Raw genomic sequence first — 14673 nt, 5'->3', positions numbered from 1 at the left:
GCTCTTCGGGGAGCGTGCCGGTGAACGCGTCGGTGAGCGGGAGGAGTCGGGGCATGGGCCACCTGATGTGGTGCATCCCGGCGAAGCCGAGGTTGTGGAGGAGCCGGATGCATCGGACGCATCGGAGGCATGGGCGGCATGGGCGGCGGACCAACCGGCCGAGTCTCGCCGGGATTCCGGTCATGTGGTGCCGGGGTGGGGGGCACGAGTCGGGATTGCCGTGCGGGAGCGCATGCCGGTCTGGCTACAGGCCAGGTGCGGGATGGAACGGCGGGGCGTGGTCGCGCTCTCGGTTCTGCTCGTCGCCGCCGCGGTGTTCGCCGTGCAGCACTTCTGGGCCGGCCGAACCCAACCTGTACAGGCGCCGCAAGTGGTGCGGGCGGAGGCGTCGTTCGGTACGGATGCCCGAGCGGGGAAGGGCAGCGAGGGTGACTCGGATGGGCCCGCCGCTGCCGGGGGCGTCGCGGGAGCCGCGGTCGGGGGCTCCCCAGGGACCGCCGGGACCGAGATCGTGGTGGATGTCAGCGGCAAGGTGCGGAACCCCGGGATTCATCGGCTGCCGGCCGGCTCCAGGGTCGCCGACGCGCTGAGGGCGGCGGGCGGGGTACGGCCGGGCACCAGCACCGAGGGACTCAACCGCGCGCGCCTCCTCATCGATGGGGAACAGGTCGCCGTCGGTACCCCGGCGCTGGCGGCGGCACCAGGCACCGGATCCGCAGCGGGGCCCGGGGCCTCGGGCTCCACGGCGGCCGGGGCGGGCCCCGCGACCCCGGTCTCCCTCAACACGGCCACCGCGGACCAGCTCGACACCCTTCCCGGGGTCGGTCCCGTGCTGGCCCAGCACATCATCGACTACCGCACCCAGCACGGCGGTTACCGCTCCGTGGACGAGCTGCGCCAGGTCAACGGCATCGGGGATCGACGCTTCTCCGACCTGCGGAACCTGGTGCAGCCATGAGCCCGCCGCCCACCCGCCGGTCGGTGCACGCCGGTTCCGAGAAACGGCTGGGGAAGGCCCATCCCCGCCAGGAAGGACCGACGGACCTCCGCCTGGTGCCGCCCGCGCTGGCGGTATGGGCGACGGCGGCACTGACGCTGAACGCTCCGCCCGCGTGGGCTGCCGGCATCGCGACGGCCTGCCTCACGGCAGCAGTTGCCCTGCTCCTGGCCCACCGGCTCGGACCCCACCGGTTCAGAGGGCTGTTCACCTGGCCGAGCGCCTCGGCCGCCGCCGTCCTCCTGTGCGTCGCCGCGGCAGCCGTGTCCGCCGGGCTGCACGGGGCGGACGTACGCCGTGGCCCGGTACCGGAGCTGGCCAGGCAGTACGCGACGGTGACCGCGGAGGTCGAGCTCACGTCCGACCCCTGGCTCAGTAAGCCCCGTGTCCGAGGCGATCACGCGGCCCCGGAAGCGGTCCTGGTCCGCGCCGAGGTGCGGCACGTCGAGCAGGCCGACGGAACGGCGGTGACCACGCGGACGCCGGTGCTGATGATCGTGGACGCGGAGGTGCCTGCGCCCGAGCGGGACGGCGAGCGGCACGCGGGAGACGGGCGGCGTGAGGCGTGGCTCGGGTTGCTGCCGTCCACCCGGTTGCGGGTGAGCGCACGGCTGGCGCCCACGATGACGAACGGGGACCGGAGCGCGGCCGTACTGCGCGTCACGGAGCAGCGTGCTCCAACCGTCGTGCGGGAGCCGAGCGCGCCCCAGCGGCTGGCGGGGCGGTTGCGGGCCGGGCTGCGGGTGGCGACCGACGGACTGCCGCCGGACGCACGGGCGTTGCTTCCCGGGCTGGTCGTCGGGGACACCTCGCGGATCACTCCCGAGCTGGACGAGGCCTTCAAGGAGACGGACCTGGCGCACACACTCGCGGTCTCCGGGAGCAACCTCACCATCCTGCTCGCCCTGCTGCTCGGACCACCCGGAGTGGCCCAGCACGTGGAGCGCCGCGGGCTCGCCCCACGCCTCGGAATCTCGCTGCGGAGCACCGCGCTGCTCGCGGCCGGGCTCACACTGGGATTCGTCGTCGTGTGCCGACCCGACCCGAGTGTGCTGCGGGCCGCCGCCTGCGGAGCGGTCGCGCTGCTGGCCCTGGCGACCGGACGCCGCAGATCCCTGATCCCGGCGCTGGCGACGGCCGTTCTGCTGCTGGTGCTCTACGACCCCTGGCTGGCGCGGAGTTACGGGTTCCTGCTCTCGGTGCTGGCGACCGGCGCGCTGCTGGTGCTCGCGCCGGGATGGAGCACGGCCCTGCAACGGCGTGGGCTTCCCGCGCGACTGGCGGAGGCGCTGGCCGCCGCTGCCGCGGCGCAGGCCGTGTGCGCGCCCGTCGTGACGGTGCTGTCGGCACGCGTCAGCCTGGTGGCGGTGCCGTGCAACCTGCTCGCCGAAATCGCGGTCGCCCCGGCCACTGTGCTGGGGTTCGCGGCCCTGATGACGGCGCCGGTCGCGATGCCATTGGCCAAACTGTGGGCGTGGTGCGCGAGTTGGCCCGCCGGCTGGATCGCTGGCGTCGCTCGGACCGGGGCCGCGCTGCCGGGCGGGGGAGTGGACTGGCCGGGCAGTTGGACGGGGGCGCTGCTGCTGGCCGTGGTCACGGTGAGTGCCGTGCTCGTCGGGCGGCGGTTGCTGCGGCACCCGTGGTGGTGCGCGGCCGGCGGGGCGCTGCTCCTGCTGCTGGTGATACGGCCGGCTCCGCTGACCCGAGTGATCACGGGATGGCCGTCGCCCGGCTGGCGTTACGCGATGTGCGACGTGGGCCAGGGCGACGCGACGGTCCTCGCGGCGGGCGACGGCAGTGGGGTGGTCGTGGACGCCGGACCCGATCCGAAGCTCGTCGACCACTGCCTACGGGAACTCGGCATCACGCGGATCCCGCTCCTCGTGCTCACCCACTTCCACGCCGACCACGTCGCGGGGTTGCCCGGGGTGCTGCGCGGGCGGTCCGTGGGGGCGATCGAGACCACGTACTTCGAGGAGCCCGCGGACCAGGTGGAGTTCGTACGAAGGGAGGCGGCGGCGCGGCACATCCCACTCACCCGGGCCGTCGGCGGGGAGCGGCGGGGTATCGGGGCGCTCTCCTGGCAGGTGTTGTGGCCTCCCGTCGGCCCTCGCACTCAGGCGGGAGGGGCGAGCGGCATGGCATCTCCGTTCCCGGCGCCGGAGCCGGACGGGCCCAATGACGCGAGCCTCACGTTGCTCGTCCGGTCGGGAGGGCTGCGGCTGTTGTTGCTCGGGGACCTGGAACCGCCGTCCCAGCAGGCGCTGTTGAGGTCGCCGGCGGCAGCGGGGGCGGGCCGCGTGGACGTGCTGAAGGTCGCCCATCACGGCTCGGCCTATCAGGACCCGGAGCTGATGCGCCTGGTGGCTCCGCGGCTCGCGCTCATCTCATGCGGTGCGGACAACCCGTACGGCCACCCGGCGCCCGGCACCGTGGCCGCGCTGCGGGCGGGCGGGGCCGTGGTGCTGCGCACGGACGAGGACGGGGCACTGGCGGTCACGGGGGAGGGGGCGGAGCTGCGCGTGGCGCGGGGGTGAGGGGTGGGGGGTGGGGGAGGGGGCGGGGTGGGTGGTGAGGGAGAGGGGGAGGGGGAGCCCCCCAAGGAACGGCGCAAGTCCCCCGCGACAGGGATCGGCCGGCCCGCGACAGGGAACCTCCCCCCCCGGCACAGGGAACGGCTCCCCGCGACAGGGAACGGCTCCCCGCGACAGGGAACGGCTCCCCGCGACAGGGAACGGCCCCCTACCCGGGCTCGGCCCACCCCCTACCCGGGCTCGGCCCACCCCCTACCCGGGCTCGGCCCGCCCCCGACCGGGCTCGGCCCGCCCCCGACCCAGGCTCGGCCCGCCCCCCGACCGGGATCGACCCGCCCCTCAACCAGGATCGGCCCACCCCCCCCGACCTGGTCATTCCCCCTCCCCTCAGTACCCGAGAATGTTCCCGTGAGCGATGTGAGACACGTGCTGGTGCTGCCCGATCGTGATGCCGCGGAGGAGGTGGCGGAGGCGCTCGGGGAGCGCTTCGGGATCGGCGAGGAGCCGCAGCTCGTCCGGGACGCGCTGGCCGGGGAGGACGACGCCGAAGACGCGCAGTGGCTGGTCGTCCTGCACGACGAGGGCGATCGGCTGGACCCGGCGGAGCTGGACGCGCTCGCGGGCGAGTGGGACGGGTGGCGCGAGGAGCCGTGAGCCGTGAGCCGGAGGCCGTGCGGCGGTGAAGCGGTCGCGCCGACCGTTGTCAGTGGGGCGTGGGATGCTTGTCGCGATGGCCAGGAAGACTGCTGACGACGACCCTCTCGCCCCGGTGACACTCGCCGTGGGCCAGGAGGACCTCCTGCTCGACCGTGCCGTGCGGGAGGTGGTGGCCGCTGCCAGGGCCGCCGACGCGGACACGGACGTACGTGACCTGACCCCGGACCAGTTGCAGCCGGGCACGCTCGCCGAGCTGACCAGCTCGTCGCTCTTCGCGGAGCGCAAGGTCGTCGTCGTACGCAATGCGCAGGACCTGTCGGCCGACACCGTCAAGGATGTGAAGGCGTATCTCGGTTCGCCGGCCGAGGAGATCACCCTCGTGCTGCTGCACGCGGGCGGGGCCAAGGGCAAGGGCCTGCTGGACGCGGCGCGTAAGGCGGGGGCGCGCGAGGTGGCCTGCCCGAAGATGACCAAGCCGGCGGACCGGCTGGCGTTCGTGCGCAGCGAGTTCCGCGGACTCGGGCGGTCGGCCACGCCCGAGGCGTGCCAGGCGCTGGTCGACGCGATCGGCAGTGATCTGCGGGAGCTGGCGTCCGCGGCGACCCAGCTGGTCGCCGATGTCGAGGGGACGATCGACGAGGCCGTCGTCGGGCGGTACTACACAGGCCGGGCCGAGGCGTCGAGCTTCACGGTCGCCGACCGCGCGGTCGAGGGGCGTACGGCGGAGGCGCTGGAGGCGCTGCGCTGGTCGCTGGCGACCGGGGTGGCGCCGGTGCTGATCACCAGTGCGCTGGCGCAGGGGGTGCGGGCGATCGGGAAGCTGTCGTCGGCGCGCGGGGGGCGTCCCGCCGATCTGGCCCGCGAGCTGGGGATGCCGCCGTGGAAGATCGACCGGGTGCGGCAGCAGATGCGCGGGTGGACGCCGGACGGGGTGGCGCTCGCGTTGCGCGCCGTGGCCGAGGCGGACGCGGGTGTGAAGGGCGGCGGGGACGATCCCGAGTACGCGCTGGAGAAGGCCGTCGTGACGATCGCGCGCGCGGCCCGTTCCCGTGGACGCGGATAGACATACCGCTGGCCTCCCCCTCCCCCGAGTAGCCCCGGTACCTCGTCTCGCTACATGCCGAAGCACCTCGCTACATTGCCGAAGCACCTCGCCACATGCCGAAAACCCCCGCCGATTCACCCTGGGGAAGGGTGGACGGCGGGGGTTTCGGTTCGAGCTGAAGGATCCGCGCCCGCGTGGCGAACGCAGGCCGCGCGCGGATCACGGGGGTGCCGGTCGGGAGCGGATGAGAGAGGGCCCGCTCTAGGTCCTTCCGGCGGTCAAGTCAGAGTTGACTCAGCCCTTGAGGGTCGTGACCTTGGAAGCCAGGGCCGACTTCTTGTTGGCGGCCTGGTTCTTGTGGATGACGCCCTTCGAGACGGCCTTGTCGAGCTGACGCGCGGCAGCGCGCTGGTACTCGGTGGCCTTCTCGACGTCACCCGCGGCAGCAGCCTCGCGGGCCTTGCGGATCGCGGTCTTCAGGGAGGACTTGACGGCCTTGTTGCGCAGCCGAGCCTTCTCGTTGGTCTTGATCCGCTTGATCTGGGACTTGATGTTCGCCACGAAAGAGCCTTTTCAGGTTCAGGCACGGGGCCGCAAGGCTCCGTGCCGGGATTTCGAAAATTTCTGAATCTTCTCGCGTGCCTCGCGCCTGAGAGGGCATGAGGCACAGCCATCCACAGTACCAGCGGCCCTCCGGACGGCCCAAACCGCTTCCAGGTCGCCGCCCGTGGGACCATGGAGACTACGTATCGATCCGACCCGAGGCATAAGGCGCCTCAAGAGACAGGACCCTGCGTGCCCGCGACCCCTAACCATGTGCCCGAGCCGAGCCGTACCGACCCGGCTCTGATCCGCAACTTCTGCATCATCGCGCACATCGACCACGGCAAGTCCACGCTCGCCGACCGGATGCTCCAGCTGACCGGTGTGGTCGAGCAGCGGCAGATGCGTGCTCAGTACCTCGACCGGATGGACATCGAGCGCGAGCGCGGTATCACGATCAAGTCCCAGGCGGTGCGTCTGCCGTGGGCCCCCACCGTGGGCCCCGACCAGGGCAGCACTCACATCCTCAACATGATCGACACCCCGGGGCACGTCGACTTCACCTACGAGGTCTCGCGGTCGCTCGCCGCGTGCGAGGGGACCGTCCTCCTCGTCGACGCCGCCCAGGGCATCGAGGCGCAGACCCTCGCCAACCTCTACCTGGCGATGGAGAACGACCTCACCATCATCCCCGTGCTCAACAAGATCGACCTGCCGGCCGCCCAGCCGGAGAAGTTCGCCGAGGAGCTGGCGAACCTCATCGGGTGCGACCCCGACGACGTGCTCAAGGTCTCCGCCAAGACCGGCCTGGGCGTCGAGGCCCTCCTCGACCGGGTCGTCGAGCGGATCCCGGCCCCGGTCGGCGTCAAGGACGCCCCGGCCCGCGCGATGATCTTCGACTCCGTCTACGACTCCTACCGCGGTGTCGTGACGTACGTCCGTGTCATCGACGGCCAGCTCAACAAGCGTGAGCGGATCCGGATGATGTCGACCGGCGCCACGCACGAGCTGCTGGAGATCGGTACCAACTCGCCCGAGATGCTGCCGGCCGACGGCCTCGGCGTCGGCGAGGTGGGCTACCTCATCACCGGTGTGAAGGACGTCCGCCAGTCCAAGGTCGGTGACACGATCACCAGCCAGGCCAAGGGCGCCGAGGAGCCCCTGGGCGGATACAAGGACCCGAAGCCCATGGTCTTCTCCGGTCTGTATCCGCTCGACGGCTCCGACTACCCGGACCTGCGCGAGGCCCTGGACAAGCTCCAGCTCAACGACGCCGCGCTCGTCTACGAGCCCGAGACCTCCGCCGCCCTCGGCTTCGGTTTCCGCGTCGGCTTCCTCGGCCTGCTCCACCTGGACGTGGTCCGTGAGCGGCTGGAGCGCGAGTTCGGGCTGGACCTGATCGCCACCGCGCCCAACGTGGTCTACCGCGTGGTCATGGAGGACGGCACCGAGATCACGGTGACCAACCCGAGCGAGTTCCCCGAGGGGAAGATCGCCGAGGTGTACGAGCCGGTCGTACGCGCCACGGTCCTCGCGCCCACCGAGTTCATCGGCGCGATCATGGAGCTGTGCCAGACCCGGCGCGGCACGCTGCTCGGCATGGACTACCTCTCCGAGGACCGCGTCGAGATCCGCTACACGCTGCCGCTCGCCGAGATCGTCTTCGACTTCTTCGACCAGCTGAAGTCGAAGACCCGCGGCTACGCGTCCCTGGACTACGAGCCCACGGGCGAGCAGGCCAGCTCCCTGGTCAAGGTCGACATCCTGCTGCACGGCGACAAGGTCGACGCCTTCTCGGCGATCACCCACAAGGACCAGGCGTACGCGTACGGCGTGCGGCTCGTCGCCAAGCTCAGGGAGCTCATCCCGCGGCAGAGCTTCGAGGTGCCGGTCCAGGCCGCCATCGGCTCCCGGGTCATCGCCCGCGAGACCATCCGCGCCATCCGCAAGGACGTCCTCGCCAAGTGCTACGGCGGTGACATCTCCCGTAAGCGGAAGCTGCTGGAGAAGCAGAAGGAGGGCAAGAAGCGGATGAAGATGGTGGGTTCCGTGGAGGTTCCGCAGGAGGCCTTCATCGCGGTCCTGTCCAGCGACGAGAGCGCGGGCAAGAGCAAGAAGTGACCCAGGGCGCGGCCGGTGACCGCGCGACGGCAGGACGTGACCGCGGTCACGCCTGCCGGCCCGGCAAACCGGGTGCAACAGGGGCCCGTCGTACGAAAGTGCGGCGGGCCCCTACGCGTGCGTAGCGTCGCTCTCCGTGGAAACTGACTGGCCGACGCCTCTTACGCACCGGCGGGTCGGGCTCTAGTCTGATCTCTGCTCGATAGTTACTCACGGGTTAAACAACTGTCCGGGCCAGTCCGGACCCTGATCGCAGCCCGTGGCCAACCCAGACGCACGCAACTGAGCCAGCCGCACTGTCGCGGGTCCCGGAGGATGTCGTGAGCGACACACAGACACTGATCGAGAACCGTCCGCCGTCCGTGGCGTCCCTCTTTCTGGACCGCGTTGCGGCCACACCGGACGCCGAGGCCTACCGCTACCCGGTCGCTTCGGGCGCCGGCCCGGACGCATGGACGTCGCTGACCTGGGCCGAGGCCGCCCGGCGGGTCTTCGCGATCGCCGCCGGCCTCATCGAACTGGGCGTGGAGCCCGAGCAGCGCGTGGCGCTCGCCTCCTCGACCCGCGTCGAATGGATCCTCGCCGACCTCGGCATCCTGTGCGCGGGCGCGGCCACGACCACCGTCTACCCGCAGACCAACGCGGACGAGTCGGCGTTCATCCTCTCCGACTCCGACAGTCGGGTGCTGATCGCGGAGGACACGGCGCAGGTCGCCAAGGCCCAGGAGAAGCGCGCCGAACTGCCCGGCCTCACCCATGTGGTGGTCATCGACCCGGCCGGCGTCGAGCTTGCCGAGACCGGCGACTGGGTGCTCACGCTCGCCGACCTGGAGCGGCGCGGCGCCGCCTACCTGGAGAAGCACCCCGAGCTCATCAAGGAGCGGGTGGCGGCGATCACCGAGGACCAGCTCGCCACGCTGATCTACACCTCCGGCACCACCGGCCGTCCCAAGGGCGTGCGCCTTCCGCACGACAACTGGTCGTACATGGCGAAGGCGATCGCCTCGACCGGGCTGGTCGGCCCGGACGACGTGCAGTACCTGTGGCTGCCGCTGGCGCACGTCTTCGGCAAGGTGCTCACCTCCGGCCAGATCGAGGTCGGCCATGTCACCGCGGTCGACGGCCGGGTCGACAAGATCATCGAGAATCTGCCGGTCGTCCGGCCGACGTACATGGCGGCCGTGCCCCGCATCTTCGAGAAGGTCTACAACGGTGTCGCGGCCAAGGCGCGGGCCGGCGGCGCGGCCAAGTACAAGATCTTCCAGTGGGCGGCCGACGTCGCCCGCGAGTACGCCAAGGTCTCGCAGGACAACTTCCGCCGCACCGGGACCGCGGCCGTGCCGTTCTCGCTCGGGATGAAGCACAAGGCCGCCGACGCGCTCGTCTTCGCCAAGATCCGGGAGGCCTTCGGCGGCAACCTGCGCGCCTGTGTCTCCGGCTCCGCCGCCCTCGCCCCCGAGATCGGCTACTTCTTCGCGGGCGCCGGCATCCACATCCTGGAGGGCTACGGCCTCACCGAGTCCTCCGCGGCCTCCTTCGTGAACCCCGGCGAGGCCTACCGCACCGGCACCGTCGGCAAGCCGGTGCCCGGCACCGAGGTGCGCATCGCGGACGACGGCGAGATCCTGCTGCGCGGCCCCGGCATCATGCAGGGCTACCACGGGCTGCCCGAGAAGACCGCCGAGGTGCTGGAGTCCGACGGCTGGTTCCACACCGGCGACATCGGCGAGCTGTCCCCCGACGGCTATCTGCGCATCACCGACCGCAAGAAGGACCTGATCAAGACGTCCGGCGGCAAGTACATCGCGCCCGCCGAGGTCGAGGGGCAGTTCAAGGCGGTGTGCCCGTACGTCTCCAACATCCTCGTGCACGGCGCCGACCGGAACTTCTGCACCGCCCTCATCGCCCTCGACGAGCCCGCGATCCTGGCCTGGGCGCAGGAGAACGGCCTGGGCGGCAAGGCGTACGCCGAGGTCGTCGCGGCGCCGGCCACGGTCGAGCTGATCGACGGCTACGTCAAGCAGCTCAACCAGGGCCTCCAGCGCTGGCAGACCGTCAAGAAGTTCCGCCTGCTGCCGCGCGACCTCGACATCGAGCACGGCGAGATCACCCCGAGCCTGAAGCTGAAGCGGCCGGTGGTGGAGCGGGCGTACAAGGACCTGATCGACGAGATGTACGCGGGGGCGCGCGAGGCGTAGGCGCTCCGCTGGGGGCGGGGACATGCGGGTCGGGTTCCGGCTGCGGGTGGGTCGTGGCTGGGCGCGCAGTTCCCCGCGCCCCTGAGGCGTCGGTGTGTTCGGAGTCTGGACGGTTTCTGTCCGGGTGCGAGCACGTGTGTTGTGTTGCTCTCCCCGATCGCCCACTTCGGTAACTCGGTGCTTATGGGCGCGGTCTGTCTGTCACGCTGTCGGCAACGACACAGGCCCATTCGTCCGAAACGTTCGGGGAGCCGGCCATGGGGGCCATACCCACGCAGCGGGAGACCGCGTCCCGTGCCCGTGACGGGGCCGCGTGCCCGGTCGCCGACGGGCTGCCGCGGGTCCGGGCGACGCTGCCCGGCAGCCCCCTCGCGCCCGGCTCGGCCCGGACGCTGGTGCGGGCGGCGTTCGGCGACTGGGGCCGCCTCGGCCTGGTCGGCGCGGAGGGTGCGGGGCGGCTGGCCGACGACGTGACGATCGTCGTCAGCGAGCTGGTCACCAACGCCGTCGTGCACGCCGGCACGGACCTGGAGCTGGTCTGCGCCCTGGAGCAGAGCGGGGCGGCCGTCGTCGAGGTCACCGACCACCACCCCTCCCGCGCCCCGCGCGACGGCGGCGGCGAGACGGCGTACGACACCCCGGAGTACGGGCGCGGCCTGCGCCTCGTCGCCACGCTCGCCGAGTCCTGGGGCGTCACCTACCGCACCGGCGCCAAGACGGTGTGGGCGCGGCTGCCCCTGGAGGGGAGCGCGCCGGCCGGCGCGGGTGAGGCGTACGCCGGGCAGGGCGGGCTCCGTCTCGCCGAGGAGTTCGCCCCGGAGCCCGCCCGCGCCGAGCGGGACCGCGACTGGCTCGGCCGGGGCGCGCTGTCGTTCCTCGCCGAGGCCTCCGACCTGCTCGCCGGGCAGCTCGACGAGAGCCTGGTCGCCGCCCTCACCGGACAGATGATCGTGCCGAGGCTCGCCGACTGGTGCGCGGTGTGGCTCGAGGACGAGTCGACCGGGCGCTGGGGCTCGCCCTCCCCGGCGGGCGACGGCGTCGGGGTGGCCGGCCCGCGGCTGGCCCGGGTGTGGCACAGCAGCGAGCACCGGATCGAGGAGCTGCACCGCGCGCTGGAGAAGGACCCGCCGCGCCCGAGGGACGACGTCCTGCGCTCCGGCCCCGAGCCCTACCCCTGGCCGGGCGAGGCGCTCGGCCCGCGCGGTACCCACGGCACCGCGCTCGCCTACCGGCTGATCGCGGGCGGCCGGCCGCTCGGCACGCTGGTCATCGGCCGGTGCGGGCCGACGGGCTTCCCCGACGAGATCACCGGGCTCGTCGAGGACCTCGCCCGCCGCGTCGCCCTCGCCATCGGCGCCGCCCGCCAGTACGCCCGGCAGGCCACCATCAGCGCCGTCCTCCAGCGCGGGCTGCTGCCCGGCGCCGTCGCCGAGATCCCCGGGCTGCGCAGCGCGCTCGTCTACGAGCCGTGCGACAAGGGCGGCCCCAGCGGCGACTTCTACGACCTGTTCCCGGCCGGAGAGGGCCGCTGGTGCTTCGCCGTCGGCGACGTACAGGGCAAGGGCCCGGAGGCCGCCGTGGTGATCGGGCTCGCCCGGCCCTGGCTGCGCCTGCTCGCACGCGAGGGCTACCGCGTCGCCGACGTCCTCGACCGCCTCAACCAGCTCCTCCTCGACGACGCCACCGAGGCCGCGGACGCCGCCGCCCGCGCGCTCGTGGCCGCCGGGGGCCGGGCCCTGGGGGCCGGCGACGGCGGTCCCCAGACCCGCTTCCTCTCGCTGCTCTACGGCGAACTGGTGCCCTTCGACGGCGGCGTCCGCTGCACCCTCGCCTCCGCCGGGCACCCGCTCCCGCTGCTCCTCGGCCCCGACGGCGAGGTCCGCACGGCCGCCCGGCCGCAGACCCTGCTCGGCGTCGTCGAGGACGCCACGTACACCAGCGAGACCATCGAGCTCGGCCACGGCGCCAGCCTGCTGTGCGTCACCGACGGCGTGACCGAACGGCGCTCCGGCTCCCGCCAGTTCGACGACGGCGACGGGCTGGCCCAGGCGCTCGCCGGCTGCGCGGGTCTGGACGCCGAGCTGATCGCGGAACGGATCCGGCGGCTGGTCCACGAGTTCGGCGCGCGCCCGCCGGAGGACGACCTCGCCCTGCTGGTGCTCCAGGCCGAGTGACGGCCTGAGGAGCTTTCCCGTCGTCCGGGAGCCTCTTTCCGTCGTCCGGGAGCCTCTCCGTCGTCCCGGAGCTTTCCCGCCGGTGCTGGACCATGGCTTGTGCGCTGGTGCTGGACAATGGAAGGCATGCCTTCCGCTCTCCCCGACGGCGAGCCCGTCCCCACCGACGGGGCGCTGCCCGCCTCCGCGCTCGCCGGGGCCGCCGACCGACCCCTCGGGTTCTATCTGCACGTCCCGTACTGCGCGACCCGCTGCGGCTACTGCGACTTCAACACCTACACCGCCACCGAGCTGCGCGGCACCGGCGGTGTGCTCGCCTCCCGGGAGAACTACGCGGACACCCTGACCGACGAGATCCGCCTCGCCCGCAAGGTGCTCGGCGACGACCCGCGCGAGGTCCGCACGGTCTTCGTCGGCGGCGGCACGCCGACCCTGCTGCCCGCCGCCGACCTGGTGCGGATGCTGGCGGCGATCCGCGACGAGTTCGGGCTGGCGGCCGACGCGGAGATCACGACCGAGGCGAACCCCGAGTCCGTCGACCCGGCCTACCTCGCCACCCTGCGCGAGGGCGGCTTCAACCGGATCTCCTTCGGCATGCAGAGCGCGAAACAGCACGTGCTCAAGATCCTCGACCGCACGCACACCCCGGGCCGCCCCGAGGCCTGCGTCGCCGAGGCCCGCGCGGCCGGGTTCGAGCACGTCAACCTCGACCTGATCTACGGCACCCCGGGCGAGTCCGACGACGACTGGCGGGCCTCGCTGGACGCGGCCCTCGGCGCCGGACCCGACCACATCAGCGCCTACGCGCTCATCGTCGAGGAGGGCACCCAGCTCGCCCGCCGGATCCGCCGCGGCGAGGTCCCCATGACCGACGACGACGTCCACGCGGACCGCTACCTCATCGCGGAGGAGCGCCTGGCCGCGGCCGGCTTCGACTGGTACGAGGTCTCCAACTGGGCCACCTCGGCCGCCGGCCGCTGCCTGCACAACGAGCTCTACTGGCGCGGCGCCGACTGGTGGGGCGCCGGCCCCGGAGCCCACAGCCACGTCGGCGGGGTGCGCTGGTGGAACGTCAAGCACCCGGGGGCGTACGCGGCGGCGCTGGCCTCCGGCCGCTCACCGGGCGCGGGCCGGGAACTCCTCTCGGCCGAGGACCGCAGGGTCGAGCGCATCCTGCTGGAACTGCGGCTGCGCGAGGGGGCGCCGCTGGATCTGCTGCGCCCCGACGGCCTCGCGGCCTCGCGCCAGGCACTGTCGGACGGGCTCCTGCAGCAGGGGGCGTACGACGAGGGGCGGGCCGTGCTGACGCTGCGCGGGCGGCTGCTGGCGGACGCGGTGGTGCGGGACCTGGTGGACTGATCACTCGGCGGGGTGAACCACTGCGAAACGCCGGTTCGGTCCCTGACCTGATTCGTAGTCCGCCGCTGACCGTACGCGGCGAATTGTGGAGGCCACGGAGATGACCGCTGTGGACGAACGTGGAGTCGCAGAGTCCTTCGAGGGGTTCGAGCCGCCCGACGGACTCGAGGCTTTGGGGGGGGCGAAGTGGACACCAGCGGCTTCGGGACGCTGCCCGACGTCAAGCCCTACCGGTACCCGTTGCCGTGACGAAGTCGATCAGCTCCTCCACCCGTCCCAGCAACGCCGGCTCCAGGTCCCTGTAGGACCCCACCCGTTTCAGGATCGCCTGCCAGACCGCCCCCGTGTTGTCCGACGGCCAGCCCAGCGCCCGGCACACGCCCGTCTTCCAGTCCTGCCCGTGCGGCACACGCGGCCACTCCGGAATCCCCAGGGACGAGGGCTTCACGGCCTCCCAGATGTCGATGTACGGATGGCCGACGACCAGGGCGTGCTCGCTCGTCACCGACTCCGCGATGCGCCACTCCTTCGTGCCCGGCACCAGGTGGTCCACCAGCACGCCCAGCCGGGCGTCCGGCCCTGGCCCGAACTCCGCCACGATCGACGGGAGGTCGTCCACGCCCTCCAGGTACTCAACCACCACGCCCTCGATGCGCAGGTCGTCGCCCCACACCTTCTCGACCAGCTCCGCGTCGTGCCGGCCCTCGACGTAGATGCGCCCGGCACGGGCCACCCGGGCGCGGGCGCCGGGGACGGCGACCGAACCGGATGCCGTACGGGTGGGACGTACAGCCGCTGACGCAGGCCGTACGAGGGTCACCGCCTGGCCCTCCAGCAGGAAGCCCCTCGGCTCCAGCGGGAACACCCGGTGCTTGCCGAAGCGGTCCTCCAGGGTCACCGTGCCCGCCTCGCAGCGGATCACCGCGCCGCAGAAGCCGGTGCCGGGCTCCTCCACCACCAGGCCGGGGTCCGCCGGGACCTCCGGGGCGGGCTTCGGCTTCTTCCACGGCGGGGTCAGGTCGGCGGAGTACTGGCGCATTCGGAT

General features: G+C 72.5%; 10 protein-coding genes. 8 read left to right on the top strand and 2 right to left on the bottom strand.

Features of this window, described 5'->3' with window-relative positions; translation table 11 throughout:
- Window positions 1-67 precede the first annotated feature (67 nt).
- The 4 genes from QFZ74_RS10490 (at window position 68) to holA (ending at window position 5251) form a co-directional block, all read left to right on the top strand.
- Entirely contained in the window at window positions 68-958 is an 891-nt protein-coding gene (locus tag QFZ74_RS10490; RefSeq protein WP_373462479.1) for a helix-hairpin-helix domain-containing protein, read from the top strand.
- Window positions 955-3534: a ComEC/Rec2 family competence protein gene (locus QFZ74_RS10485; RefSeq protein WP_307620540.1), complete on the top strand. Its 2580-nt coding sequence runs from the start codon at window positions 955-957 to the stop codon at window positions 3532-3534. The genes QFZ74_RS10490 and QFZ74_RS10485 overlap by 4 nt, the downstream gene beginning before the upstream one ends.
- 405 nt (window positions 3535-3939) lie before the next feature.
- Window positions 3940-4185 carry a hypothetical protein gene (locus QFZ74_RS10480; protein ID WP_307620539.1) on the top strand — a complete coding sequence of 82 codons (246 nt, stop codon included), beginning with the start codon at window positions 3940-3942 and terminating at the stop codon, window positions 4183-4185.
- A gap of 76 nt (window positions 4186-4261) precedes the next feature.
- Window positions 4262-5251, top strand: coding sequence for a DNA polymerase III subunit delta (holA, locus tag QFZ74_RS10475; protein ID WP_307620538.1), 990 nt, complete (start codon window positions 4262-4264; stop codon window positions 5249-5251).
- A 276-nt stretch (window positions 5252-5527) separates the two neighbouring features.
- Here the strand turns inward: holA and rpsT are convergent, their stop codons facing one another.
- On the bottom strand, window positions 5528-5794 hold the full coding sequence (gene rpsT, locus QFZ74_RS10470) for a 30S ribosomal protein S20 (protein ID WP_030601710.1): 267 nt from the start codon (window positions 5792-5794) through the stop codon (window positions 5528-5530).
- Between the two features lie 234 nt (window positions 5795-6028).
- On the opposite strand from rpsT, the gene lepA reads away from it, so the two are divergent.
- The 4 genes from lepA (at window position 6029) to hemW (ending at window position 13628) form a co-directional block, all read left to right on the top strand.
- Window positions 6029-7897 (top strand): translation elongation factor 4, encoded by a 1869-nt coding sequence (lepA, locus tag QFZ74_RS10465; protein ID WP_307620537.1) that lies wholly within the window; start codon window positions 6029-6031, stop codon window positions 7895-7897.
- A gap of 320 nt (window positions 7898-8217) precedes the next feature.
- The gene (locus tag QFZ74_RS10460) at window positions 8218-10095 is read left to right on the top strand and encodes a long-chain fatty acid--CoA ligase (RefSeq protein ID WP_307620536.1); all 1878 of its coding nucleotides are present in this window, start codon (window positions 8218-8220) and stop codon (window positions 10093-10095) included.
- 257 nt (window positions 10096-10352) lie between these two features.
- Complete coding sequence (locus tag QFZ74_RS10455) at window positions 10353-12269, top strand: SpoIIE family protein phosphatase (RefSeq protein WP_307620535.1); 1917 nt, start codon at window positions 10353-10355, stop codon at window positions 12267-12269.
- A 126-nt stretch (window positions 12270-12395) separates the two neighbouring features.
- On the top strand, window positions 12396-13628 hold the full coding sequence (gene hemW, locus QFZ74_RS10450; RefSeq protein WP_307620534.1) for a radical SAM family heme chaperone HemW: 1233 nt from the start codon (window positions 12396-12398) through the stop codon (window positions 13626-13628).
- A 220-nt stretch (window positions 13629-13848) separates the two neighbouring features.
- On the opposite strand, the gene QFZ74_RS10445 is transcribed toward hemW, so the two are convergent.
- Complete coding sequence (locus QFZ74_RS10445; protein WP_307620533.1) at window positions 13849-14667, bottom strand: DUF3097 domain-containing protein; 819 nt, start codon at window positions 14665-14667, stop codon at window positions 13849-13851.
- Between the last annotated feature and the right edge of the window lie 6 nt (window positions 14668-14673).

The sequence above is a fragment of the Streptomyces sp. V3I7 genome (assembly GCF_030817495.1).
Classification (GTDB): Bacteria; Actinomycetota; Actinomycetes; order Streptomycetales; family Streptomycetaceae; genus Streptomyces.
The sequence above is the reverse complement of the archived record's forward strand: the minus strand, read 5'-3'. Positions and strand labels throughout refer to the sequence as shown.

Bases quoted from the DNA above. Each gene is read 5' to 3' on its own strand.
- holA (WP_307620538.1), top strand. From the start codon at position 4,262: ATGGCCAGGAAGACTGCTGACGACGACCCTCTCGCCCCGGTGACACTC.
- QFZ74_RS10485 (WP_307620540.1), top strand. From the start codon at position 955: ATGAGCCCGCCGCCCACCCGCCGGTCGGTGCACGCCGGTTCCGAGAAA.
- hemW (WP_307620534.1), top strand. From the start codon at position 12,396: ATGCCTTCCGCTCTCCCCGACGGCGAGCCCGTCCCCACCGACGGGGCG.
- QFZ74_RS10445 (WP_307620533.1), bottom strand. From the start codon at position 14,667: ATGCGCCAGTACTCCGCCGACCTGACCCCGCCGTGGAAGAAGCCGAAG.
- QFZ74_RS10455 (WP_307620535.1), top strand. From the start codon at position 10,353: ATGGGGGCCATACCCACGCAGCGGGAGACCGCGTCCCGTGCCCGTGAC.